23 protein-coding genes are annotated in these 23,720 nt (G+C 68.3%); 16 read left to right on the top strand and 7 right to left on the bottom strand.

What is annotated here, in order from left to right:
• Positions 1-64 precede the first annotated feature (64 nt).
• From AC3WL7_RS18650 to AC3WL7_RS18595, 12 genes are all read left to right on the top strand, one after another.
• Positions 65-604 (top strand): GNAT family N-acetyltransferase, encoded by a 540-nt coding sequence (locus AC3WL7_RS18650; RefSeq protein ID WP_079220948.1) that lies wholly within the window; start codon positions 65-67, stop codon positions 602-604.
• Positions 601-933 (top strand): non-heme iron oxygenase ferredoxin subunit, encoded by a 333-nt coding sequence (locus AC3WL7_RS18645; protein WP_079220947.1) that lies wholly within the window; start codon positions 601-603, stop codon positions 931-933. The genes AC3WL7_RS18650 and AC3WL7_RS18645 overlap by 4 nt, the downstream gene beginning before the upstream one ends.
• Before the next feature lie 218 nt (positions 934-1,151).
• Positions 1,152-1,553 (top strand): hypothetical protein, encoded by a 402-nt coding sequence (locus AC3WL7_RS18640; protein WP_492752378.1) that lies wholly within the window; start codon positions 1,152-1,154, stop codon positions 1,551-1,553.
• A 118-nt stretch (positions 1,554-1,671) separates the two neighbouring features.
• The gene (locus AC3WL7_RS18635) at positions 1,672-3,996 is read left to right on the top strand and encodes a catecholate siderophore receptor Fiu (protein ID WP_492752376.1); all 2,325 of its coding nucleotides are present in this window, start codon (positions 1,672-1,674) and stop codon (positions 3,994-3,996) included.
• Positions 3,997-4,047: 51 nt separating this feature from the next.
• On the top strand, positions 4,048-4,725 hold the full coding sequence (locus AC3WL7_RS18630; protein ID WP_079220942.1) for a Fe2+-dependent dioxygenase: 678 nt from the start codon (positions 4,048-4,050) through the stop codon (positions 4,723-4,725).
• A gap of 177 nt (positions 4,726-4,902) precedes the next feature.
• On the top strand, positions 4,903-5,304 hold the full coding sequence (locus tag AC3WL7_RS18625; RefSeq protein WP_492752375.1) for a hypothetical protein: 402 nt from the start codon (positions 4,903-4,905) through the stop codon (positions 5,302-5,304).
• A gap of 157 nt (positions 5,305-5,461) precedes the next feature.
• Positions 5,462-7,888 (top strand): TonB-dependent receptor domain-containing protein, encoded by a 2,427-nt coding sequence (locus tag AC3WL7_RS18620; protein WP_492752373.1) that lies wholly within the window; start codon positions 5,462-5,464, stop codon positions 7,886-7,888.
• 121 nt (positions 7,889-8,009) lie between these two features.
• A complete protein-coding gene (locus AC3WL7_RS18615; RefSeq protein WP_492752372.1) occupies positions 8,010-8,648 on the top strand; it encodes a PepSY-associated TM helix domain-containing protein in 639 nt (212 codons plus the stop codon).
• Positions 8,649-8,677: 29 nt separating this feature from the next.
• A complete protein-coding gene (locus tag AC3WL7_RS18610) occupies positions 8,678-9,196 on the top strand; it encodes a DUF2271 domain-containing protein (RefSeq protein ID WP_108760238.1) in 519 nt (172 codons plus the stop codon).
• A gap of 73 nt (positions 9,197-9,269) precedes the next feature.
• Positions 9,270-10,073, top strand: a complete 804-nt coding sequence (locus AC3WL7_RS18605; protein WP_492752370.1) for a DUF4198 domain-containing protein — start codon at positions 9,270-9,272, stop codon at positions 10,071-10,073.
• A gap of 52 nt (positions 10,074-10,125) precedes the next feature.
• Positions 10,126-11,097, top strand: a complete 972-nt coding sequence (locus AC3WL7_RS18600; RefSeq protein ID WP_492752369.1) for an FAD:protein FMN transferase — start codon at positions 10,126-10,128, stop codon at positions 11,095-11,097.
• Positions 11,094-12,698, top strand: a complete 1,605-nt coding sequence (locus AC3WL7_RS18595; protein ID WP_492752367.1) for a sulfite reductase subunit alpha — start codon at positions 11,094-11,096, stop codon at positions 12,696-12,698. Before AC3WL7_RS18600 ends, AC3WL7_RS18595 begins: the two co-directional genes overlap by 4 nt.
• 321 nt (positions 12,699-13,019) lie before the next feature.
• On the opposite strand, the gene AC3WL7_RS18590 is transcribed toward AC3WL7_RS18595, so the two are convergent.
• The 4 genes from AC3WL7_RS18590 to AC3WL7_RS18575 form a co-directional block, all read right to left on the bottom strand.
• A complete protein-coding gene (locus AC3WL7_RS18590) occupies positions 13,020-13,625 on the bottom strand; it encodes a HutD/Ves family protein (protein ID WP_492752364.1) in 606 nt (201 codons plus the stop codon).
• 34 nt (positions 13,626-13,659) lie between these two features.
• Complete coding sequence (locus AC3WL7_RS18585; RefSeq protein ID WP_492752362.1) at positions 13,660-14,385, bottom strand: murein L,D-transpeptidase catalytic domain family protein; 726 nt, start codon at positions 14,383-14,385, stop codon at positions 13,660-13,662.
• Positions 14,386-14,402: 17 nt separating this feature from the next.
• Positions 14,403-15,464, bottom strand: a complete 1,062-nt coding sequence (locus AC3WL7_RS18580) for a L,D-transpeptidase (RefSeq protein WP_313420361.1) — start codon at positions 15,462-15,464, stop codon at positions 14,403-14,405.
• 354 nt (positions 15,465-15,818) lie between these two features.
• Entirely contained in the window at positions 15,819-16,223 is a 405-nt protein-coding gene (locus AC3WL7_RS18575; RefSeq protein WP_254057329.1) for a helix-hairpin-helix domain-containing protein, read from the bottom strand.
• A 124-nt stretch (positions 16,224-16,347) separates the two neighbouring features.
• On the opposite strand from AC3WL7_RS18575, the gene AC3WL7_RS18570 reads away from it, so the two are divergent.
• The 4 genes from AC3WL7_RS18570 (at position 16,348) to murU (ending at position 19,975) form a co-directional block, all read left to right on the top strand.
• On the top strand, positions 16,348-17,841 hold the full coding sequence (locus tag AC3WL7_RS18570; RefSeq protein ID WP_079220928.1) for a M20 family metallopeptidase: 1,494 nt from the start codon (positions 16,348-16,350) through the stop codon (positions 17,839-17,841).
• 68 nt (positions 17,842-17,909) lie between these two features.
• Complete coding sequence (locus AC3WL7_RS18565; RefSeq protein WP_108764310.1) at positions 17,910-18,179, top strand: GlsB/YeaQ/YmgE family stress response membrane protein; 270 nt, start codon at positions 17,910-17,912, stop codon at positions 18,177-18,179.
• Positions 18,180-18,239: 60 nt separating this feature from the next.
• A complete protein-coding gene (locus AC3WL7_RS18560; RefSeq protein ID WP_492752355.1) occupies positions 18,240-19,265 on the top strand; it encodes an aminoglycoside phosphotransferase family protein in 1,026 nt (341 codons plus the stop codon).
• On the top strand, positions 19,265-19,975 hold the full coding sequence (gene murU / locus AC3WL7_RS18555; RefSeq protein WP_492752352.1) for an N-acetylmuramate alpha-1-phosphate uridylyltransferase MurU: 711 nt from the start codon (positions 19,265-19,267) through the stop codon (positions 19,973-19,975). Before AC3WL7_RS18560 ends, murU begins: the two co-directional genes overlap by 1 nt.
• A 650-nt stretch (positions 19,976-20,625) precedes the next feature.
• On the opposite strand, the gene hda is transcribed toward murU, so the two are convergent.
• From hda to AC3WL7_RS18540, 3 genes are read right to left on the bottom strand one after another with little or no spacing between them, the layout of a single operon-like run.
• Positions 20,626-21,333, bottom strand: a complete 708-nt coding sequence (gene hda / locus AC3WL7_RS18550; protein ID WP_079225113.1) for a DnaA regulatory inactivator Hda — start codon at positions 21,331-21,333, stop codon at positions 20,626-20,628.
• Positions 21,333-22,505 carry an AI-2E family transporter gene (locus AC3WL7_RS18545; RefSeq protein WP_079220921.1) on the bottom strand — a complete coding sequence of 391 codons (1,173 nt, stop codon included), beginning with the start codon at positions 22,503-22,505 and terminating at the stop codon, positions 21,333-21,335. Before AC3WL7_RS18545 ends, hda begins: the two co-directional genes overlap by 1 nt.
• Positions 22,502-23,629: a DUF2066 domain-containing protein gene (locus AC3WL7_RS18540; RefSeq protein WP_492752350.1), complete on the bottom strand. Its 1,128-nt coding sequence runs from the start codon at positions 23,627-23,629 to the stop codon at positions 22,502-22,504. The genes AC3WL7_RS18545 and AC3WL7_RS18540 overlap by 4 nt, the downstream gene beginning before the upstream one ends.
• Positions 23,630-23,720: the final 91 nt, after the last annotated feature.

Genomic DNA, 23,720 nt, shown 5'->3' with positions numbered 1-23,720 from the left:
GTGGCAGAAGGGATCTGACCCCGCGCCATTTTGCGGGCGCCCCTGCCCCACCTAGAATGGCGGCATGAGCACCCTGACTTTCCGTGCCGCCACGCCGGCCGACATCCCCGCCCTGATCACCCTGGTCACCTCGGCCTACCGCGGCGACGCCAGCCGCGCCGGCTGGACCACCGAGGCCGACCTGCTGGACGGCGCCCGCATCGATGCCGAGGGCATCCAGGGCGACCTGGACCGCCCGCGCTCGACCATCCTGCTGGCTGAGCGCGAGGGCCGCCTCGTCGCCTGCGCCCACGTTGCCGATGTCGACGGCAAGGGCTACTTCGGCATGTTCTCGGTCGACCCGGCCCAGCAGGGCGGTGGCGTCGGCAAGCAGCTGATGGACGCGGCCGAAGCCCATGCCGCGCGCGAGTGGAACGTGCCGGTCATGCAGATGACGGTGATCGACGTGCGCGACGAACTGATCGCCTTCTACGAGCGCCGCGGCTACCAGCGCACCGGCATCAAGAAGCCGTTCCCCTATGGCGACGAGCGCTTCGGCATCCCCAAGCGTGACGACCTGCGCTTTGAAATCCTGGAAAAGCCGCTGGCCGGGGCATCGGCATGAGCGAGGCCTGGACCTTCGTCTGCGCCGGCGCCGAGCTGCTGCCGGGCGAAATGAAGAGCGTGTTCGATGAAGTGACCGGCACGCCCATCGTGGTGTTCAACCTCGATGGCGAGCTGTATGCGCTGGAAGACCAGTGCACGCACGAGGAATTCGAGCTGTCCTCGGGCGAGTTCAACACCGCCGAAGGCAGCATCGAGTGCGTGCTGCACGGCGCGCGCTTCGATGTGCGTGATGGCCGCGCCCTGTGTGCCCCGGCCTACACCGCCGCGCCCAAGTTCCCGGTCAAGCGCGAACACGACGCCATCTGGACCCGCGACGACCGCGAGTGATCCGAGCGGGGGCGTGGCCGCGCCCCCGCCCCGTCCACACCGACCTTCATCCACCCATGGGGTGGATCTACTGCAGATTGGCCACCCGCGCCCTTTGTGCGCCCTCCCAGCACCCCTGCGCGCCGCCCAGCCGCCGCTGTCAAGCGCGCAGATGCGAATCATTATCGTTGGTGTTATCCTGCGCGCCTGACTCGTAACGGTTTGTAACGGACCGCACCTTGGCTTCGCCTGCACCCATCGCCGCGTTGTCCCTGCTCGCCCGTCAGGGGTGGCCGCTGCTCGTGGCCGCGCTGCTGGCGCTGTGGCTGGGCTGGTCGGCGCTGCAGGAAGGCCGCCGTGTATCCGGGGACGCAACCCTGTCCCCGTCTGCAGCGGCGCTGGATGAACACGCCAGCGGGCATGCCGGCGAATCGCCACCACCCGAGCCCTTGGCCCCGCGCATCGAATCCGGCCCAGAAGGCAGCCACGGCGACAACCCGCCCCTGCTGAACCGCCTGTGCCTTCTCGTCCCGCTGTCGGGCCCGCAGACCCTGCGCCTGCCTGTGCGCGCCGCAGCAGCGGTACGCCTGGCGGGCCGTCGTCAGCCGCCCTCGCACGCACCGCCAGCCCTGCTGAGCTGAGCCGCTGCGCCGACATCGGCGCCGCCCCCCGCGTTTCCGTACCGGATTCCCCCCGCGCCAACCGCCCTGCCGACCGCCGCGTCGACGGGGCCTTCCTGCCCCCGGCAAAGCCCATCCCATGACCTCGATCAAGAGCCGCAAGCACGCCTCCCCGCTTCGTTCACTGCCCCTGGCCACCGCCAGCCTGGCCGCCGGCCTTGGCCTGGCCTCGCTGCCCGCCGTGGCCCTGGCAGACGCCACCGACAATGCCCGTACGCTGGACAAGATCGACGTGCACGCCACCCGCGGCTACAAGGCCGACAAGGTCGCCTCGCCGAAGTTCACCCAGCGCCTGCAGGACACGCCGCAGACGATCCAGGTCATCACCAGCGACCTGTTCAACCAGCAGGGCGCCACCACCCTCACCGAAGCGCTGCGCAACAGCCCGGGCGTGGGTACTTTCTATGCCGGTGAGAACGGCAACACCACCACCGGCGATGCGCTGTTCATGCGCGGCTTCGACACCTCCAACAGCCTGTTCGTGGACGGTGTGCGCGATCTGGGCTCGATCTCGCGCGATGTCTTCAACATCGAGCAGGTGGAAGTGACCAAGGGCCCGGCCGGCACCGACAACGGCCGCTCGGCGCCGACCGGCGCGATCAACCTGGTCAGCAAGCAGGCCAACCTGCAGGATGCGACCTCGGCCAGCGTGTCCGTCGGCAGCGACCAGCAGCGCCGCGCCACCGCCGACTGGAACCAGTCGCTGGGCGCAACCAGCGCGCTGCGCATCAATGGCATGTGGCAGGACAGCGACCAGCCTGGCCGCGACCACGTGCAGAACAAGCGCTGGGGCATCGCGCCGTCGCTGGCCTTCGGCCTGGGCACCGCAACCCGCTATTACCTCAACCTGCTCTATGTGAAGCAGGACAACGTGCCCGATGGCGGCGTGCCGACCCTGGGCCTGCCCGGCTGGACGCCGCAACCGACGCTGGAAGCGCTGGCCGGCCATCCGGTGGACCCGGAAAACTTCTACGGCACCCGCGCCGACCACGACGACGTCACCGCGAAGATGGCCACGTTCCGCTTCGAGCACGACTTCAACGACAACGTGCGCCTGACCAACACCGCCCGCTGGGGCCGCACCGAACAGGACTACCTGCTCACCGCCTTCATGGGCACCGGCGTGCGCGGCGCCAACGGCCGTCCGACCGGCAACATCACCTATACCAACGCAGCGGATCTTTCGACCTACGCGATCGCGCGCAGCCTGCCGACCTTCAAGGACCAGCGCAACACCATCCTGACCGACCAGCTGAACCTGCGCGCCGACTTCAATACCGGCGCAGTGGGCCACGCCCTCAGTGCCGGGCTGGAGTTCACCCGGGAAGAACTGGACAGCTACGGCCAGGCCGCCACCGGTGGCAGCAGCTGGCCTGCCGCGAACCTGTACAACCCCGATTGGAACGTGGCTGGCCTGAGCTGGGCACACAACGGTGCCGACGCGCACGGCAAGACCACCACATCCTCGGCCTACGTGTTCGATACGTTGTCGTTTGGCGAGAGCTTCCTGCTGACCGCAGGCGTGCGTGCCGATCATTACAGGACCGAGTACGCCAGCGCCTCGGTGTGTGGCGGCCGTGGCGGCCCGGTGTGTGGCAGCAACCCCACCGGCACCGTACTGCGCAATCCCACGCTGGAAGCGTCCGACACCCTGCTGAACTGGAAGCTGGGTGCGCTGTACAAGGTGGGTGACACCGTCAGCATCTACGCCAACTACGCGATTTCACAGCAGCCCCCGGGCGGTGCCAACTTCCAGCTGAGCAGCTCGGCCAGCAGCGCCGACAACCCGAAGCTGGATCCGCAGAAGGCCAAGACCTTCGAGGTGGGCAGCAAGTGGGCCTTCATGGAAGATGCGCTGGCGGTGAACCTGGCGCTGTTCCAGACCGATGTGGAAAACGAAATCAACACCACCGTGCTGGACGACGCTGGCAACCCGACGCAGACCGGCAGCAAGCGGGTGAAGGGTGTTGAGCTGTCTGCCGTGGGCCGCGTGTCCGAGAACTGGTCGATCAGCGCAGGCTACAGCCACTTGAACACCGATGTGAAGGATGGTGCCAAGGTGGCCGCCGATGGCACCAACAACCTGGTCTATACCCCGGACGATACGTTCACCGGCTGGACCAGCTACGTGCTGCCGCATGGCATTACCGTGGGCGGCGGCGTCCGCTATGCCGCCGGCATGCACCGCGGTACCGACGGTGCCGTCGGCACGCCGGCGTTCACCAAGTCGTATGTGGTCTATGACGCGGTGGTGTCCTGGGCGATCAACGAGAACGTGTCGCTGCGCTTGAACGGCTACAACCTGTTCGACAAGCAGTACGTGGCCAGCATCAACAAGAGCGGCTACCGTTACACCCCGGGCGCCCCGCGCACCTTCCTGCTCAGCGCGGACGTCCGTTTCTGATGCACCTGCGCGGGGGAGCCTGACTCCCCCGCGTATCGACGAGGAACCGCCATGCTGCTGCATATACCCAACGTGCTTGCCCCGGAAGAGGTGGCACAGATGCGCCAGCGGCTGGATGCGGCCGATTGGGCCGACGGTCGCGAGACCGTCGGCGCCCAGGGCGCGCTGGTGAAGCACAACGAGCAACTGCCCGATGCCTCGCCATTGAAGGCCGAGCTCGGCCAGGGCGTACTGGCCGCGCTGCGGCGCAACCCGCTGTTCTTTGCGGCCGCGCTCCCGCTGAAGATCCTGCCGCCCCGCTTCAACCGCTACAGCGGCGGTGGCACCTACGGCTTCCACGTCGATGGCGCGGTGATGAACCTGGCCCACGGCGAACAGCTGCGCTCGGACATCTCCTGCACCCTGTTCCTGTCCGCGCCGGAGGAGTACGACGGCGGCGAGCTGGTGATCAGCGATACCTACGGCGAGCACGAAGTGAAGCTGCCCGCCGGCGACCTGATCGTGTACCCGTCCAGCAGCCTGCACCAGGTCAACCCGGTCACGCGCGGTGCGCGCGTGGCCTCGTTCTTCTGGGTGCAGAGCATGGTCCGCGACGATGTGCAGCGGCGCCTGCTGTGGGAGATGGACACTTCCATCGAACGTCTGCGGCAGACCGGCGGCGACGCTGCTGCGGTGCTGCAGCTGACCGGCGTGTACCACAACCTGCTGCGGCGCTGGAGCGAAGTCTGAGGCCGGCGCAGCGGCCCTGCGAAACTTTGGCAATCATTCTCATTTGCAACCGCTAACAGCTCTCATTACAATCACGCCCCGTTGACGCCGGATGGTCCGGCGTACGCCCAGGGGTTGCCTGCCTTGCGTCGCCCGTTCCGCCCTCGCCCGCTTCGCCTCGTGCAGTTCGGTACCGCCATGCGCGGTCATCGCCCTGCACTGGCCGGCCTGTTGGCGTGGGTCGCGATGCTGGCGTTGCTGCTGGGCACCCTGCCGCTGCTGCCGCACGGCCAGGCGGAGGCTGCCGCGCAGGCGTGGCAGCAGCCCCTCGAGGGCCGCGGTGGTGAAGTGCCGGTGGAAGAAGACGCGCCGGCCAAGCTGCGCCGTTGCGTCTGCACGCCGACCAAGGCCGCCGACAAGGCACCGCCGCCGCCGCTGCTGCTGGCCAGCCAATGGCTGCGCATTGAACTGGATCTGATTCCCCTCGCCCCGGTCCACGCCGGGGCCCGTCCGCACTGGCCGCTGGCCACGCCGGACACGCCGTGGGCCGATGCGCCCGGGCGCCGCCAGCAACGCGGCCAGGCGCCGCCGCTGGCCTGATCTCCGGCCCTTCGTGACCGCACCTGCGGTCGCGCCTGCGCGCCGCTGCCTGCTTCATCCCCTGCTGCATCCCTGCTGCCCCTGACCGGGGCTCCCCGTGCATGCCACGCATTCCGCGCTGGCATCGCACCACCCTGCATCCTTCGAGGTTACTGCCATGGCCCAGCGCCATCGTGTCCGTTCGTCCCTGTCCCGCCACCTGCTGACCAGCGCCGTGCTGGCCGCCTTCGCCAGCCCCGCCTTCGCAAACGGTGCCGCCGCAGGCGCACCGCAGACTCTGGATACCGTAGTGGTCACCGCTTCGGGCTTCGAACAGAAGATCACCGATGCCCCGGCCAGCATTTCCGTCATCACCCAGGAAGAGCTGACCACCCGCCCCTACATGACCCTGCTGGACGCGGTGCGCGATCTGGAAGGCGTGGACGTGGGCGAAACCCGCGACAAGACCGGCCAAGGCACCATCTCCATGCGTGGCATGGGTTCGGATTACACGCTGATCCTGGTCAATGGCCGCCGCCAGAACAACCACGGCGACATCTACCCAAACAACTTCGGCGGCAACCAGTTCAACCACATCCCGCCGCTGGATGCGATCGAGCGCATCGAAGTGATCCGCGGCCCGGCCTCCACCCTTTACGGCGCCGACGCGATGGGCGGCGTCATCAACATCATCACCAAGCGTTCGCTGGACCGCTGGAGCGGTTCGGCCACGCTGGGCGGCACCTTCGAAACCGACGACCAGTTCGGCGACGACCGCACCGCTGATGTGTACGTGACCGGCCCGCTGGTGCCCAACGTGCTGAACCTTTCGGCGCGCGCCAGCTGGTACGACCGCGATGCCTCCAACCCGGTGTACAGCCCGGTACTCGACCCCAGCGGCGTGGCTCACGACCGCTCGCTGGGCTTCGGTGGCGGCGGCAAGACCGTGGACAACACCAACAAGGCCGGCGGCATCAGCCTGGACTGGAACATCAGCGATGCCCAGCGCCTGACCCTGGACTACGACACCTCGCGCCAGGAGTACGACAACGCGATCAAGATCAACGATGCCGGCGAAGAGGAATACCCGGTCGGCACCGTGGACAGCATCAGCAGCATCTGGCGCAGCAGCAACTTCTGCAGCGGTGCCAGCGGCGCCAATGCCAACGCCTGCCGTAGCAACGGTGGCACGTGGTCGCGCCGCGCGGATCCGCGCGTGGGCTACAGCCCCAGCCAGGAATTCACCCGCGACGCCTGGGCGATCACCCACGAAGGCCGCTGGGGCTTCGGCAACAGCCTGGTTTCCCTTTCGCACGTGGCCACCAACAACGACGGGCGCACCATGCCCTTCACCGTGGCCGAGCGCGTGCAGCTGCTGCAGATGATCGATGCCACCGGCCCGTACGCCGGGCTGCCGCTGGCCGAACGCCGCGCACTGGCCGAGTCCACGTTCCTGCCGCGCCCGGCGCGCACGCTGGAAAGCGAGCAGTACACGCTGGATGCCAAACTGGACATCCCGTTCCAGGCGGCAGGCCAGCACGTCGCCGTGGTGGGCGCGCAGGTGATCCGCGGTGAACTGACCGACGGTGTGTTCGGTACCGAACGTGGTACGCCGGGCCTGAGCCAGGACCACAACATGTACTCGCTGTTCGCCGAGGACACCTGGACCGTGCTGGCACCGCTGGCGATCACCTACGGCCTGCGCTACGACGACCATGAAGTGTTCGGCGACCAGCTCAGCCCGCGCCTGTACGGCGTGTACACCCTCAGCGAGGCCTGGACGGTGAAGGGCGGCGTCAGCACCGGCTTCAAGACGCCCAAGACCACCCAGCTGTACGACGGCGTGATCGGTTTCGGTGGCCAGGGCACCTCGCCCATGTTCGGCAACCCGGACCTGAAGCCGGAAACCAGCACCAGCACGGAACTGGCCGTGTACTGGCAGCACCCCGCCGGGCACAGCTTCAATGCCACCGCCTTCCACAACCGCTTCGACGACAAGATCGCCTCGCAGCCCTGCGGCGCCGCGCTGACCCTGTCGTGCAGTTCCACCGGTGAATATGCCGATCTGGGCTACGCCAGCAGCACCCGCACGGTGAACATCGACGAGGTGGTGATCCAGGGTGCGGAAGTGGCCGGGCGCTGGAGCATCAGCGATCAGTTCAGCCTGCGCGCCAACTACACCTTCACCGACAGCGAGCAGAAGAGCGGCGCCGAAAAGGGCCGGCCGTTGGGCAACAGCGCGCGGCACATGGCCAACGCCACCTTTGATTGGCGTGCCAGCGACCGCTTCAACGTGTTCCTGACCGCCGAAGCGCGTTCCAAGCGCTACGGTGGCATCAGCACGGTGACCGGCCAGGAGCGCTACTACAAGGATTACACCGTGCTGCACCTGGGCGCCTCGTTCGAAGCCACCGAGTGGCTGACCGTGAATGCCCGCATCAACAACCTGCTGGACCGCGACTTCACCACCTACCAGACCTACTTCACCGATCTGGACGGCGACGGCATCTACACCGATGACACCAATGAAGTGCTGTTCGAGGACGACTACAACAACAAGGACAAGGCCCGCAGCGTCTGGGTCAGCCTTAACTTCCGCTTCTGACGCGTGTGACGGCCGCAGCCCGCCCCGCGCGGGCCTGCGGCCGGATACAAAGAGACACCTAATTGCGAGCCATTCTCATTAATGCTGTAATGGGTAGTCTTCACCCGCCCCGAAAAACACCGTGAGCCGTCCCGTGTCCTCCACCGTGCAGCAGCAACAGAGCCGTGGCTTCTGGCTGCGTACGCTGCACCAGTGGCACTGGATCAGCTCGGCGGTGTGCCTGATCGGCATGCTGCTGTTCGCGGCCACCGGCCTGACCCTGAACCACGCGGCGAAGATCGAAGCCAAACCGCAGGTGCAGAACCAGAAGCTGGAACTGCCGGCTGAGCTTCTTGGCGCGCTGGGTGACCGCGAAGACGGCAACGCGCCCATTCCGCCGCCGGCCCGGCAATGGCTGGATGCGCAGCTGGACATCGGCATCGGCGGGCGCCCGGCCGAATGGTCGCCGGAAGAAATCTACCTGTCGCTGCCGCGCCCCGGTGGCGACGCCTGGCTGAGCATCGACCGCGAAAGCGGTGCAGTGGAATACGAATCGACCTCGCGCGGCGCGGTGTCCTACCTCAACGACCTGCACAAGGGCCGCAACGCGGGCCCGGCGTGGGGCTGGTTCCTGGACCTGTTCGCGGTGGCCTGCCTGGTGTTCTGCATCACCGGCCTGTTCCTGCTGCACCTGCATGCGCGGCAGCGGCGCATGACCTGGCCGCTGGTCGGCCTGGGCCTGATGATCCCGCTGCTGATCGCCCTGCTGCTGATCCACTGACTTCCATCCGTTCCCTCCGGAGCCGCCCCATGCGCGTCACCCTCACCATCGCCCTCAGCGGCCTGCTGGCCACCTCGCCGGCCTATGCCGCCACCCTCGACATCAACGTCGAAGTGCCCAAGCTCAACGTTGCCGAATACCACCGCCCGTATGTGGCCGTCTGGCTGGAAGGCGCCGACCAGAAGGTCGCCGCCAACCTGTCGGTCTGGTACCAGCAGACCAGCAACAGTGAAGGCCATGGCACCAAGTGGTTGCCCGACCTGCGCCAGTGGTGGCGCAAGAGCGGCCGCACGCTGCAGGTGCCGGTGGATGGCGTGACCGGTCCGACCCGCCCGGCGGGCAAGCACGCGCTGTCGTTCAACGACCAGCAGCCGGCCCTGAAGCAGCTGGCCCCGGGCAGCTACACCCTGGTGGTGGAAGCGGTGCGCGAAGTCGGCGGCCGCGAACTGCTGAAGATCCCCTTCACCTGGCCGGCCACTGCCGCGCAGAACGGCAAGGCGCAGGGCGCCACCGAACTGGGCCAGGTCACCCTCGCCGTCAAACCGTAACTGCATGACCCCCGGGTCGGATCCCTTCCGCAGGAAGGGCTCTGACCCCACCACCATCCCTGGAGTCTTCCGCATGAAGCGCACGCTCGTCCTAGCCGCCGCCCTGGCCGCTGCCCTTCCGTTCTCCGCCCTGGCCCACAAGGCCTGGCTGCTGCCCTCGCAGACCGTCATCGCCGGCAACGCGCCGTGGATCACCGTCGACGGTGCGGTCTCCAACGACCTGTTCTATTTCAACCACGTGCCGCTGCGCCTGGAATCGCTGGTGATCACCGCGCCGGACGGCAGCAGTGTGCAGCCGCAGAACGCCGCCACCGGCAAGTACCGCAGCGTGTTCGACATCGAGCTGAGGCAGCAGGGCACCTACCGCATCGCCTCGGTCAATGACGGCCTGTTCGCCACCTACGAACAGAACGGCGAGCGCAAGCGCTGGCGTGGCACCGCCGCGACCTTCGGCGAACTGCCCAAGGATGCGAAAAAGCTGGAAGTGAGCCAGTCGGTGGGCCGCGTGGAAACCTTCGTCACCAACGGCGCGCCGAACGCCACCGCGCTGAAGCCGACCAACCGCGGCATCGAGCTGGTGGCCGTGGGCCATCCGAACGATCTGTTCGCTGGCGAGGAAGCCACCTTCCGCGTGCTGGTGGATGGCAAGCCGACCGCCGGCCTGGACTTCGAGATCGTGCGTGGCGCCACCCGCTACCGCAACGCGCAGGACGAGCTGAAGCTCACCAGCGATGCCAAGGGCGAGATCAAGGTGACCTGGCCCGAAGCCGGCATGTACTGGCTGGAAACCGGCACCGAAGACAACAAGACCTCGGTGAAGCAGGCCGCCAAGCGCCGCCTGAGCTACGTCGCCACCCTGGAAGTGCTGCCGCAGTAACGTGGACCGCGGTGCCGGGCCCGCCCCGGCACCGCGCCTGCAACGCCCCGCCATGACCGATCCCCTGTCCGACATCGCCCGCCTCGGCGGCACCACCATGGGCACCACCTGGAGTGTGTCGCTGGTGGCGCCACGCCAGCGCGACCTGCACCCGCTGCACGCCGGCATCCAGGCGCGCCTGGATGAGGTGGTCGCGCAGATGAGCACCTGGGACGCCGGCTCGGACCTGGCCCGCTACAACCGTGCCACCGCCGGCCAGTGGTGCCCGCTGCCCGCCGAAACCCGCCATGTGCTGGCCGCTGCGCAGGCGATTGCCGCCACCAGCGACGGCGCGTTTGATCCCACCCTGGGTCCGCTGGTCGCGCTGTGGGGCTTCGGTGCACAGGCCGGCCCACGCCGCGTGCCCGACGCCGCCACCCTGCAGGCCACGCGTGCGCGCTGTGGCTGGCAGCAGCTGCAGTGGCGCGCTGACGCCCTGCTGCAACCCGGCGGCCTGGAACTCGATCTCTCTGCGATTGCCAAAGGCTTCGGTGTCGACCACGTCGCTGCCTGGCTGCGCGCGCAGGGCATCACCGCAGCACTGATCGAAGTGGGCGGCGAACTGGCCGGCTACGGCCGCAAGCCGGATGGGCAGCCGTGGCGCGTCCTGGTGGAGTCGGCCCCGGAAGAAGACGCGCACGGCAATACGCCGCCGCGCGTGCTGGCGCTGGATGGCAAGGCCGTGGCCACATCGGGCGACCGTTGGCACCAGTACCACGCCGATGGCCAGGCCTACAGCCACAGCCTGGACCCGCGCACCGGCATGCCCGTGCGCCAGGTGGCCGCCGCAGTGACCGTGGTGGCCGACGATGCGATGCACGCCGATGCCTGGGCCACTGCGCTGACCGTGCTCGGCCGCGAACAGGGCCTGGCCCTGGCCGAGCGCGAAGGCCTGGCCGCGCGCTACCTGGAACGCGCGATCGACGGTCCACGCGAACATCTCAGCAGCGCCTTCCAGCGCCTGCTGGACGAGCAGGCCGCATGAGCCGCCGGCCAACGCGCGCCGTGCTCGGCAACCTCATCGTGATGGTGCTGCTGGCCGTGGCCGGCTACGCCCTGCTGCGCCTGCACCTGGGCGAAGCCTGGTGGCAGGGTGCCCCGCCCACGCGCCACTGGCAGGGCGCCGTGCTGGCCATCGCGCTGTATGCGCTGGCCTGCACCGCAGTGTGGTGGCGTGGGCGCCCGCGCGATGACGCCGCCAGCGGTGATGTCGCGCCGCTGCTGCTGGTGTGGTCCAGCCAGACCGGCTTCGCCCGCGAACTGGCCGAACGCAGCGCCGAGGCCCTGCGCGCCGCCAGCCTGCCGGTGCGCGTGCGTGGGCTGCATGAAGTCGACACCGCGCTGCTGGCGCAGAGCCAGCGCGCACTGTTCATCGCCAGCACCACCGGCGAAGGCGACGCCCCCGATCACGCCCTGCCCTTCCTGCGCCAGGTGATGAGCACCTCACCCTCGCTGGGCCACCTGCAGTTCGGTGTGCTCGCGCTGGGTGACCGCAGCTACGGCCATTTCTGTGCGTTCGGCCACCGGCTCGACGACTGGCTGCGCCAACACGGCGCGCACCCGATGTTCGATGCGATCGATGTCGACAACGCCGATCCGGCCGCGCTGCGCCACTGGCAGCAGCTGCTGGGACAGATCGGCGGCGGTGCCAGCGAGCTGCCTGACTGGAGCCCGGCGGAGTACCAGCCGTGGCCGCTGCTGCAGCGCGAACACCTCAACCCCGGCAGCCTCGGCGGGCCGGTGTACTGGCTGCGCCTGCAGCCACCGGCCGGCAGCGATGCGCAGTGGCAGGCCGGTGACATCGCCGAAATCGGTCCACAGCACGCTGCGCCAGCCACGCGCGCGTGGCTGCGGGAGCGCGGTTTCGATCCGGATCTGCGGCTGGACGATGGCGTGGCCCTGCTGGATCGCGTCGTGCGCTCGCACCTGCCCAGCCTCGTCGCACCGGGCGACCTGCCTGGGTTGCTGGCGTCACTGCAGCCGTTGCCGCATCGCGAGTACTCGATTGCCTCGGTGATGGCCGACGGCGCGCTGGAACTGCTGCTGCGCCGCCAGCTGCGTGCCGACGGCACGCCCGGCATCGGCAGCGGCTGGCTGTGCGACCACGCGGTGGTGCATGAGCCGGTGCAGCTGCGGCTGCGTCGCAACGCCAATTTCCATGGCGTGGCCGCCGAGGTACCGCTGCTGCTGATCGGCAACGGCACCGGCATTGCCGGCCTGCGCGCGCACCTGCACGAGCGCGCCCGCAGCGGTGCGCGCCGCACCTGGTTGCTGTTTGGCGAACGTTCGGCCGCGCACGATTTCCATTTCGGCGAGGAGCTGCAGACGCTGCTGGCCGACGGTACGCTGGCGCGGCTGGATGCGGTGTTCAGCCGCGATGGCGGCACCCACCGCTACGTGCAGGACCGGCTGCTGGCCGAAGCAGCGACGCTGCGGCAGTGGGTGGAGGAAGGCGCCACGATCCTGGTCTGCGGCAGCCTGCAGGGCATGGCCCCTGCGGTGGACGCGGTGATCGCGCAGGTGCTCGGTGCCGAGGGCAAGGAAGCACTGTTGATGGCCGGTCGTTACCGGCGCGACGTGTACTGACCCACCGATCGGGGTCGGATCCCTTTCCGCAGGAAAGGGCTCTGACCCCAACTGCATCCACGCATGGTGTGGATCTACTGCGCGGTGGGGGTGGGTGCGGACCGTTGGTCCGCACTGACGACGCCCCATCACGCCGGGCATGGCCCGGCGCTACCCGGCGGTCGTTACCCGTATCGCCAACAACTCGCCGCCGCCCTGCAACGCATGCCGTTGCCTTATCCACGCATGGCGTGGATCTACTGCAATCCTCGTTACCAGTAGATCCACGCCATGCGTGGATGACGCCCAATGACACCTCACCACGCCGGGCATGGCCCGGCGCTACCCGGGCGTCGTTACCCGTATCGCCAACAACTCACCGCCGCCCTGCAACGCATGCCGTTGCCTTTCACCGGCGGCCAACCACGCGGTATCGCCGGCCTGCATCGGCGGCAACCCACTGTCCGCACCGAATTCCGCATGCCCGGCCAGCAGGTACAGCGCCCAGGCCACGCCCGGTTCGCAGAAGAAGAACATCGACCCCACCAACGGCCGGTGCAGCAGCTCGGCCTGCAACTGCCCGCGCTTCCACATCAGGTTGAAATCGTGGGTGGTGCCATCGACCAGCTCGCCGTCCAGCGCTTCTTCGCCGGCAAAGCGCACGCGCCCGTGCGGCGGCAGCACTTCGGCCACGCGGCCATCGGCAAAACGCAGGCGCACGCCATTGCCCTGCAGCAGTACCAGCTCGCGCTCCACGCCTGGGAACGCTGAAAACGCGGCGTCCTGCTCGATCTCGGCCACCGACAGGCGCAGCGCCCAGTCATCACCCTGCGCGGGCAGGCGCAGGATCTCGCGAGTCCAGCCCAGGCCGTTGCGCCAGCGTTCGCGGCGGTAATCCAGGCTGGAGATCACCTGGCTCGGGGTGCGCAGCAGAGCATCTATGTCCATGCGCGCATTGCATCATGCCGCGCGCGATCGCGCATCACCGCGCAGCAACACCGCCCGCTTCGCCACACTGCGGCGACAGCAGCTTCGAATGCTGCAGCCATTGCGGGTCGGGATAGTAGGCGAACACCAGGGTGCCGCCACGCAGCGAATCGATCAGCGGCCGCGACACCGACAGGCGTACCGCCGGGCAGCCGAGGCTGCGGCCCAGCCGGCCCTGCAGGCGGGCCATCGTCGGGTTCACATAGGGCGCACCATGGATGACGATCGCGCGGTCACGTGCCTTGTCGTTGAAGCCCGGCTCCAGCCCGTCCAGCCGCAGCGAATAACCGTTGCCGCCCATGTAGGTTTCCTGCGCGGTGAAGGCACCGATGCTGGACATGAAACTGCCATCGCGGTTGGAGAAGTGCTCGGTGCGGTTGCCGCCACTGTTGCGGCCGTGCGCCACCCATTCCTCGAACAGCAGCCGCTGCCGCGCCAGGTCGAACACCCACAGGCGCTGCTCGGTGGACGGCCGCGAGTAATCGATGACGCCCAGCCGCTCGGCCTTGATGCCCAGTTCCGGACGCTGCAGGGCGCAGCGCAACGCCGTGGCCGCCAGCTTCAATACGTGGCGGTCAGCGTTGGGGGCCGTGCGCGCCAGCAGCGCGGTCAGGTCGTCGGTGCTGGCGGTGGCGGGCGGCGCCGCGGCGACAGCGCTGCCGGCGGCGACCAGCGCGAGCAGGCCGCAGGCGGCCTGCCAGCGCGTGCGTGAAGCAATCATGGGCACACGGTATTCACTCAGGACTTCTTCGACGTGGGCGTGGCGGGTTCGGATTCCAAGACCGGCTGCAATCCCGATTCAGCCGCGCTTGGGCGCACCGCTGGCAGCGAGGTGACCAGCAGGGTCGTGCCCGGCACCAGCACCTGGTACAGCTGGCGGGCGAAATCGGCTGGCAGCGCCATCGGCAACGACGGCGTGGCCAGCAGGTCCGGGGTGGCCTGCGCGCGGTCCTGGCCCAGCAGCGGGTAGGCGGTCCACTGGTGCAGGCGCTGCTGTGTGTCCAGCGGGCTGGGCGTATCGCTGAAGCCCTGCCCCATCACGAACAACGTGGTGCCCTGGAACGCCGGCAGCGCATCGGCCCGCAGCGGCGATTCGCCGATCATCACGCCATCGCGCAGCACGTACAGGCGCTGGTCGTGCAGGCTGACCAGGATGCCGACCTGGCCGCTGGGGGCGACCGCATCGTCCCACCAGGCCTTGGCCGGGCTGGCGCCTTCGGTTTCCGGCAGGGCCTGGCCACGCGCGTTCACCGGTGCCAGCACCGCCGGGTAGGCCAGGGTCATCGGCGCACTCTTGGCGTCGGCCACCACCACCGTGTCACCGCGCTGGGTTGCGCTGAACAGCTTCTGCGCGAACGCCTGCGGCAGGCGCACGCAGCCGTGCGAGGCCGGGTGCCCGGGCAGGCTGCCGCCATGCAGGGCAATGCCATCCCAGGTCAGCCGCTGCATGTAGGGCATCGGCGCGCTGTTGTAGAGGTTGGATTTGTGGTCCTTGTCTTTCTGCAGGATCGTGAACACGCCCGTGGGGGTTTCGTGCCCGGCCTTGCCCGAACTGATCGTGCTCAGGCCGATGGCGATGCCGTTGCGGTACACGTAGGCGCGCTGCTCATCCAGGCTGACCACCAGCACGATCGGGCCGGCCGGCGATACTTCCGGGTGCCACAGGTACTCACCGGGCTTCAGATCGGTCGGGCCACGTACCTCAGCGGTAGCGGCGGCGGTGGCGGGCGTGGCGGCCTGGGCCGCCAACGGCAGGGCCAGGGCAAGTGCGAGCATCAGGGGCAGGCGGGGCAGGCGCATCCAGCAGGTTCCAATCCGTGGGGAACCTCCAACCTACACCATTGGCGGTGCAGCGCCGTGCCAGAACGTGCCCGCGCCAGAAAGCGAAATGCCCGGCGACACAACCATGTGTCGTACCGGGCACTCGTTACGTCCTTGTCGGCCTGCTGCCACCCCCTCGCATCCTGCGCTGTGGGGGCGGCGTTGCATCCTGCACGCGGCCGCGTTCGTCCTGCTTGTATCTCAGCCCCTTCCACAGGTCTGTGATGCCACCATCCTGGTGATTGGTGCCGCATCCCTGCGACGGTCGGTGGGCACGTCCTTCCTGTCCGTGTCCGGTGAACCAGCCTCCTGCCGGTCCCGACGATCCTGCTGTCAACGCCTGGGTACGGAGCGCACCGGTACCGATCCGGGTACCGGATCCGCTGGCAACATCGTGTTGCCGACGGTGATCCGCTGTCGATTCCGTTCGACGATTGCTGTCCCTATTCCCTTCACCTGCGTCAGGTCCTCGACGCGATGAAATGGGCCGTGTCTGCGCCGGTGCTCGACGATTGCCGCTGCCTTTACGGCCCCGACCATCGTCAATCCCTGCTGCAGCGCCTGGGCATCGGCCCGGTTGATGTCAATCGGCTCGGCGGCTTGCGCCCCCACCATCCACATCCCCAGTACCAACACCCTGAACACGACTGACCAAGGCACGACGTGTATCTCCTTGTGGTTCTGGCCGTCCCTACCGGCAATCCCGTCGGTCGAAACAGTGTCCGTCACCACATGCACACAGACTATCGGTTTCCGGGATTTCTAAAAGCCAGCCAAATACCCGACGTGCTGTAGGAAAAACCCTACCCCCGGCACAGGCGTAGAATGGCCGCATCACACGCCCATGCAACCGGAGTTTCAGATGGACAGCGCCAAGCTCGGCCAATTCGTCAATGACAAGTGGGACAGCGAGATCGTCCCGCAGTTGGTCGACTACATCCGCATCCCCAACAAGTCGCCGATGTTCGACGCCAACTGGGTGCAGAACGGCTACATGGAACAGGCGGTCACCCTGATGGAAAACTGGGCCAAGGCCCAGGAACTGCCCGGCCTGAAGGTCGAGGTGGTCCGTCTGGAAGGCCGCACGCCGCTGATTTTCCTGGAAATTCCGGCCACCGGCGCCGAGACCGGCGACGACACCATCCTGCTCTACGGGCACCTGGACAAGCAGCCGGAAATGACCGGCTGGGACGAGGACCTCGGCCCGTGGATCCCGGTCCTGCGCGGCGACAAGCTGTATGGCCGCGGTGGCGCCGACGACGGTTACGCCATCTTCGGTTCGCTGGCGGCGGTGCTGGCCCTGCAGGCCCAGGGCCTGCCGCACGCCCGCTGCGTGGTGCTGATCGAAGCCTGTGAAGAATCCGGCAGCTACGACCTGCCCGCCTACGTCGACCACCTGGCCGACCGCATCGGCAAGCCGTCGCTGGTGGTGTGCCTGGATTCGGGCTGCGCCAACTACGACCAGCTGTGGTGCACCACCTCCCTGCGTGGCCTGACCGGCGGCAACTTCACCGTCAAGGTGCTCAACGAAGGCGTGCATTCCGGCGATGCTTCCGGCGTCATCCCGTCCAGCTTCCGCCTGCTGCGCCAGATCCTGTCGCGCATCGAGGACCAGGACACCGGCCGCATCCTGATCGACGGCATGAACGTGGAGATCCCGGCCGAGCGCCTGGCCCAGGCCAAGCGTGCCGCCGAAGTGGTCGATACCGAGATCTTCGAGAAGTTCCCGATGGTCGACGGCCTGCGCCCGATGAACGAGGACCTGACCGAGCTGGTGCTCAACCGCACCTGGCGCCCGGCGCTGTCGGTGACCGGCGTGGGTGGCATGCCGCCGCTGGAATCGGCCGGCAACGTGCTGCGCCCGCAGACCTCGGTGAAGCTGTCGCTGCGCCTGCCGCCGACCGCCGACGGCAAGACCTGCGGCGAACTGCTGAAGGAAGCGCTGCTGCGCGATCCGCCGAACGGCGCCCAGGTCACCCTGGACCTGGAAAAGGCCTCCACCGGCTGGAACGCCCCGGCCATGGCGCCGTGGCTGACCCAGGCCATCGACGATGCCAGCCAGGCCTTCTTCGGCAAGCCGGCCATGTACATGGGCGAAGGCGGCTCGATCCCGTTCATGGGCATGCTGGGCGAGAAGTTCCCGGGCGCGCAGTTCATGATCACCGGCGTGCTCGGCCCGCACTCCAACGCGCATGGCCCGAACGAGTTCCTGCACATCCCGATGGGCAAGAAGGTCACCGCCTGCGTGTCCAAGGTCATCAGCGAGCACTACGCCGCCAGCCTGCGCGGCGAGACCAGCGGTTCGCCGGTGGCAGCCGACAGCGGCACCCGCCACGGCGACCACGGCTGCTGCTGACCGCACACCCGTGACGGACGCAGCCTGGCCTTGCTAGGCTGCGTCCACCCCAAGCGGAACGCATGCACATGAATGGTCTGTTCGGCAGCAGCAGCTGGCTGTACATCCTGCTGGTCGGCTTCTTCGTCGGCCTGCTCGGGCGTTTCTTCATGCCCGGCAACAACCGCATGGGCTGCCTGCTGACCATCGTGCTCGGCATCGTCGGCGCATTGGTGGCCGGCTGGTTCGGCCAGTACATGGGCTGGTACGCCCCCGGCGAGCCGGCCGGTTTCCTCGGCGCCGTGGTCGGCGCAGTGGCCGTGCTGGCGCTGATGCGGCTGTTCACCCCACGCCGCTGACACCCCTCTTCTTTCTTTCCCCCTGAGCGTGGCGCGCCCGTCGCGCCCGGAACTGCCTGCATGACCGAACCTGCCTCCGATCCCCAGCGCAGCGCGCAGCGCCTGCAGTGGGCCCGCACCCAGCTGGACGACGCCAACACGGTGGTCGAGCGCGCTTCGGTCGACGCCGGCCTGCGCAGCTATTGGCGTACCACCAGCCGTGGCGGCAGCCACATCGTGATGGATGCCCCGCCCGGCCTGGAAGATCCGCAGCCGTGGTTGCGCATGCGCGGCCTGCTGCACGACCACGGCCTGCGCGTGCCCGCCCTGCTCGCCCAGGATCTCGACGCCGGCTTCCTGCTGCTGGAGGACCTCGGTGGCCCGACCCTGGCCAAGGTGCTGGACGAACGCAATGCCGATGCCTGGTTCGGCCGCGCCATCGACCAGCTGCTGCGCCTGCAGGCGATTCCGGTGCCCGATGATTTCGGCCGCTTTGGCGAAGCCCTGCTGCAGCGCGACGCCGGCCTGTTCGACGAATGGTTCCTGCAGCGCCACCTGGGCATCACCCTGGACGCCGCCGAGGCCGAAAGCCTGCAGCAGGCGCAGCGCCTGCTGATGGACAACGCGCTGGGCCAGGCCCAGTTGATGACCCATCGCGACTACATGCCGCGCAACCTGATGCCGGTCGACGATGGTCCGGCCATCCTCGATTTCCAGGACCTGGTGCGTGGCCCGATCGCCTACGACGCGGTGAGCCTGTTCAAGGACGCGTTCCTGAGCTGGCCGCTGCCGCGCGTGGACGCATGGCTGGCGCAGTACCACCAGCGCGCGCTCGACACCGGCCTGCCGGTGCCTGACCGCGCGACCTTCCTGCGCGACGCCGACTGGATGGGCATCCAGCGCCACCTGAAGTGCCTGGGCATCTTCAGCCGCCTGCGTTACCGCGACAACAAGGGCCACTATCTGGACGACGTGCCGCGCTTCATCGGCTACCTGGACGAAGTGCTGCCGCGCTACCCCGAACTGGCCACGCTGCAGCAGCTGCTGGACGTGCGCATCAAGCCGGCTGTGGCCGAACTGGCCGCACCGATGCGCGTGGTGCGCTGATGAAAGCCCTGATCTTCGCCGCCGGCCTGGGCGAGCGCATGCGCCCGCTGACCCTGCACACGCCCAAGCCGTTGTTGGCGGTGGCCGGCAAGCCGCTGATCGTCTGGCACCTGGAGCGGCTGGCCGCACTGGGCGTGCGCGAGGTGGTCATCAACACCGCATGGCTGGCCGAGCAGTTCCCGGCCACGCTGGGCGATGGCAGCCACTGGGGCCTGCAGCTGCACTTCGTGCACGAAGGCGAAACCCCGCTGGAGACCGGCGGCGGCATCCTCAACGCGCTGCCGCAGCTGGGCGATGCGCCGTTCCTGGTGGTCAACGGCGATATCTGGACCGATTTTGATTTCGCTACCCTGCCCCGCGAGCCGCAGGGCCAGGCGCACCTGGTACTGGTGGACAACCCGGCGCAGCACCCGGAGGGCGACTACCGCCTGGATGCGCAGGGCCTGCTGCACCACGACCGCGCAGGCCCATGCCTGACCTATGCCGGCATCGGCGTGTACCGCCCGTCGATCGTGGCGGACTGGCGCGCAGTGATCGGCGATGCGCCGGGCAGCGAACGCGTACCGCCGAAGTTCTCGGTGGTGCCGCTGCAGAAGCATTTCATGGCGCAGGGATTGATGACCGGGCAGCACCATCGCGGGCGCTGGACCGATGTCGGGACGGTGGATCGGCTGCGTGCGCTGGACGCGGAGTTGGCAGCGAACGGCTGAGCCCCTCGTGGCTGGACGCGTGGTCGGTAGAGTCGAGCTTGCTCGACTGCAAAGCCGTGCTTGGCCGGGCGGGATGGCTACGCGGGGGACGCCGTGAATCCATCCATGGAGGCTTGTCCGCGGCATCCATGCCGCAGACACCCCCGCGTACCCATCCCGCCCGGCCGCTGACAGTTTCCGTGCGCGTCCAGCCACGGAAAAGAAGAAGAAAAGCAAAAGCGGATCGCGTCGCTGCGCTCGCTCACTTGCTCCTGTAGAGCCGAGCCCACGCTCGGCTGCCTTTGGCCGTCCGCCCCGATGCAAGAAAGCCGAGGATAGGCTCGGCTATACAGGAAATTCATTCCCGCGTGGTGTCGACCAACGGTCGACACCCACCTCAAGCAGGACACATGTCGACCAAGGTCGACACCTACCAAGAGCGGAGCACATCACAAGGTCCAATCCCGAGGCCACCGACCAACTGTCGAAGGCGGGGTGGCTCAGGTTGCGGGGGCGTGAGCGCCATGGATGGCGCGACCGAGGCTACATGGACGTACTTGCGCCGTCCCCCGCAACCTGAGCCACCCCGCCTCCCCTCAGGAAGCCAGCACTTGATCTTGACGTTGCTCCAGCGGGTGCAGGGCAGCAGCCCTGCAAAGAAAACACACCCCTCAGTAGCGAGGACGGCCTTCTTCCAGTACCTGGCGCAGGAACGGCACCGTGATCCGCCGCTTCGCCGCCAGCGACTCCCGGTCCAGCCAGTCCAGCAGCGTGATCAACCCACCCAGCTCGCGCCCGGTGTGCGACAGCAGCCACTCGATGGCCGCCTCGTCGATCGCCAGCCCGCGCCGCAGCGCGCGCTCGCGCAACACGGCCGCGCGGCCTTCCTCGTCCAGCGGCTGCAGCAGCACGCGCACGCACTGGCCCAGCCGCGAACGCAGGTCCGGCAGCACCAGACCCAGCTCGCCCGGCGCACGCTGCGCCGTGTACAGCACCGTCACCCCCGCCGCGCGCGCGCGGTTGTGGAAGTCGAACAGCGCGATCTCGTCCTCGCGATGGCCCGCCACCGCATCCAGGCCATCCAGCGCGACCAGTTCGCGCTGCTCCAGGCCATCCAGCGCCGCCGCTACCCGGCCGACCGCACCGGCCAGCGGCACGTAGGTCGGCAGGCGCCCGGCCTGCTGCGCGCTGGAACACATCGCCAGCGCCTGGTGGGTCTTGCCCGTGCCCGCCGCACCTTCCAGGTAGACCCAGTCGTGGCTGGCACCCACCGCGATCGCACGCAGCTGCGCCAGCGCGCCATCCGGCGCGCCGATGAAGGTCTCCAGGCGCTGGTCCCGCGGGTAATGCAGGGCCAGCGGAAGTTGCGGCACACCAATCACTTCGGGTCCGGGCCGTTCTCGTAGGGGTCGAGGATGATATGGGGCGCGTCGATCACGCCATCAAGCACGATCGCCGGCTTTTCGCCGACGTACAGCTCGCTCTGGCGGTAACGCTGGTGCGCATAGCGCAGCAGCACGTTGCTGACCGCCGCCACCGGCAGCGCCAGCAGCATGCCGAGGAAACCGAACAGCTGTCCACCGGCCATCACCGCGAAGATCACCGCCACCGGGTGCAGGCCGATCTTGTCGCCGACGATGCGCGGGGTCAGCACGTAGCTCTCCAGCAGCTGGCCAACGGTGAACACCACGCCGACCAGGAGCAGCAGCTTCAGGTCGATGCCCTGTGCCTGCACCAGCGCTGCCACCACTGCCATCACGATGCCGGTGGTCGCGCCCAGGTAAGGGATGAAGCTGATCAGGCCAGCCACCAGGCCGATCAGCAGGCCCAGCTTCAGGCCGACCATCGACAGGCCGGCGGCGTAGATCACGCCCAGCGCCACCATCACCAGGAACTGGCCACGGATGAACGCGCCCAGCACCTCGTTGGATTCGCGGGCCAGGTTGGTGATCGTGCCGATGTGGTTGCGCGGGATCACCGAGGCCACGCGCTCGACCAGCTTGTCCCAGTCACGCAGGAAGTAGAACGCCAGGATCGGCAGCAGCGCCAGGTTGACCATCCAGGTCACCACGGTGAAGCCCGAGCGCGAGACATAGCCCATGAAGGTCGTGGCGAAGCCGCCGGCCTGCTGCCAGTGGCTGCGCACCCACTCGATCAGGCGGTCCGGGTCCATCCACTGCATCACTTCCAGGCCGGTCTTCTGCTCGAACCAGGGGATGCCGGTCTGCATCAGCCAGGCCTGGGCCTGCGGAACAGCGGCCATCAACGTGGTGATCTGGCGCTCGATCATCGGCACCAGCACCAGCAGCAGCGCGGTGATGACCAGCACCATGGCCACGAATACCAGCACCACGCCGGTATTGCGCGAACGGCCGGTGGCCTCGATGCGGTCGACCAGCGGGTCGCCCAGCCAGGCCAGCGCCAGGGCCAGCACGAACGGGGTCAGGATGGGGGCCAGCAGCCACACCACCCAGCCGATCAGCAGGGCGACGGCAACGTACTTCAGCCGTCGCAGGAACTGCGCGATTTCCGCTTCCGGGGCCTGGATCATCGCAGTCGGTACTCGTTGCTGACCGGGGCCGGCTGCGGTGCGCCGGTGCTGTCATCGATCGGCGCCGGCAGGGCCGGCAGGGGCGCCGAAGGCACCAGCACGCCGTTGTCGCCCAGCATGCGGTTGAAGCCGGCCAGGCCGGTGGTCATTTCCAGGTTCAGCTCCAGGCGGTCGCCCGTCGCCCGCAGCGGGGTGACGTTGCGCACCACCGGCACCTCGCGCAGGCCGACGGCCAGGCGCAGGTACTCATCGGCGCTGTTGATGCCGGTCACCACCACGCGGTAGGCACCGGCTGCACCGGTGGCCGCGCCGGCCTTGGCGTAGCGCTTGACCAGGGCATCGGCGGCGCCGTCGGCACCGGCCGCCATCGCGCGCATGGCGTTGGCGTCCTTGGTGGTCCACTTGTTCAGCTCGCGGCCGTTGTCGACGAACACCCAGTCCGCCTGCCAGCCGCCATTGGCGCGGTACAGCTTGCCGATCAGCTGCATCGGCGGCGAGTAGCGAGACGACGCGCGGGCCACCGCAGCGCTGTCCTGGCGCCAGATCGCGCCGGCCAGGGCCTGTTCGGCGGCGCCGCCACTGGGCAGGCCCAGCTTGTAGCCGCGCTCGATGGCCCGGTTCAGCAGCGGGCGCGCGGCATTGGCCTGCTGCACGCTGACCAGCCGCGGGCCACTGCCGTCGTCCACCGCCAGCCAGACCACCGGCTTCGGCCGCGGCTGCGGCCACAGCGGCAGGCCCAGGGCCGACACCAGCGCATCGACGTCATCTTCGCGGAAACGGGCCACCAGCAGGGTCCGGTAGCTGGGTGCGCCACTGGCGCCCACGCTCTGGTCCTGCTTGAAGTCATAGCTCGCCACGTAGTCCTTGGCGTTGCGCAGGGCCTGCGCGACACCGGGGCGCGACATGACGCTGCGGTCACCGGACAGCTTGCCCAGGACCACGCTCAGGGCACGGGCCAGGCCACCGTTGCGGTCGGCCTCGGCCTGGCTGTTGACGGGCACTTCGGCCTCGTAGGCACCACTGGCGGTGGCGACATCGCCCTCGGTGCGAAGGCCGCTCTGGGCCATCGTGGCCACCGGCAGGCACAGCGCAAGGAGCAGGGTGAGAATAAGGCTGCGGCGCATCAGGACATCCATTGGCTCGACGTATCCGGGGGGAATTGTTGCCCGAATACGGACTTTGCGCCAATGCGGCCTGTTAAAATCGCCCGTTCAA

Source organism: Stenotrophomonas sp. FW305-3-2-15-E-LB1, from assembly GCF_058787375.1.
This window is presented reverse-complemented; position numbering and strand designations above follow the sequence as displayed.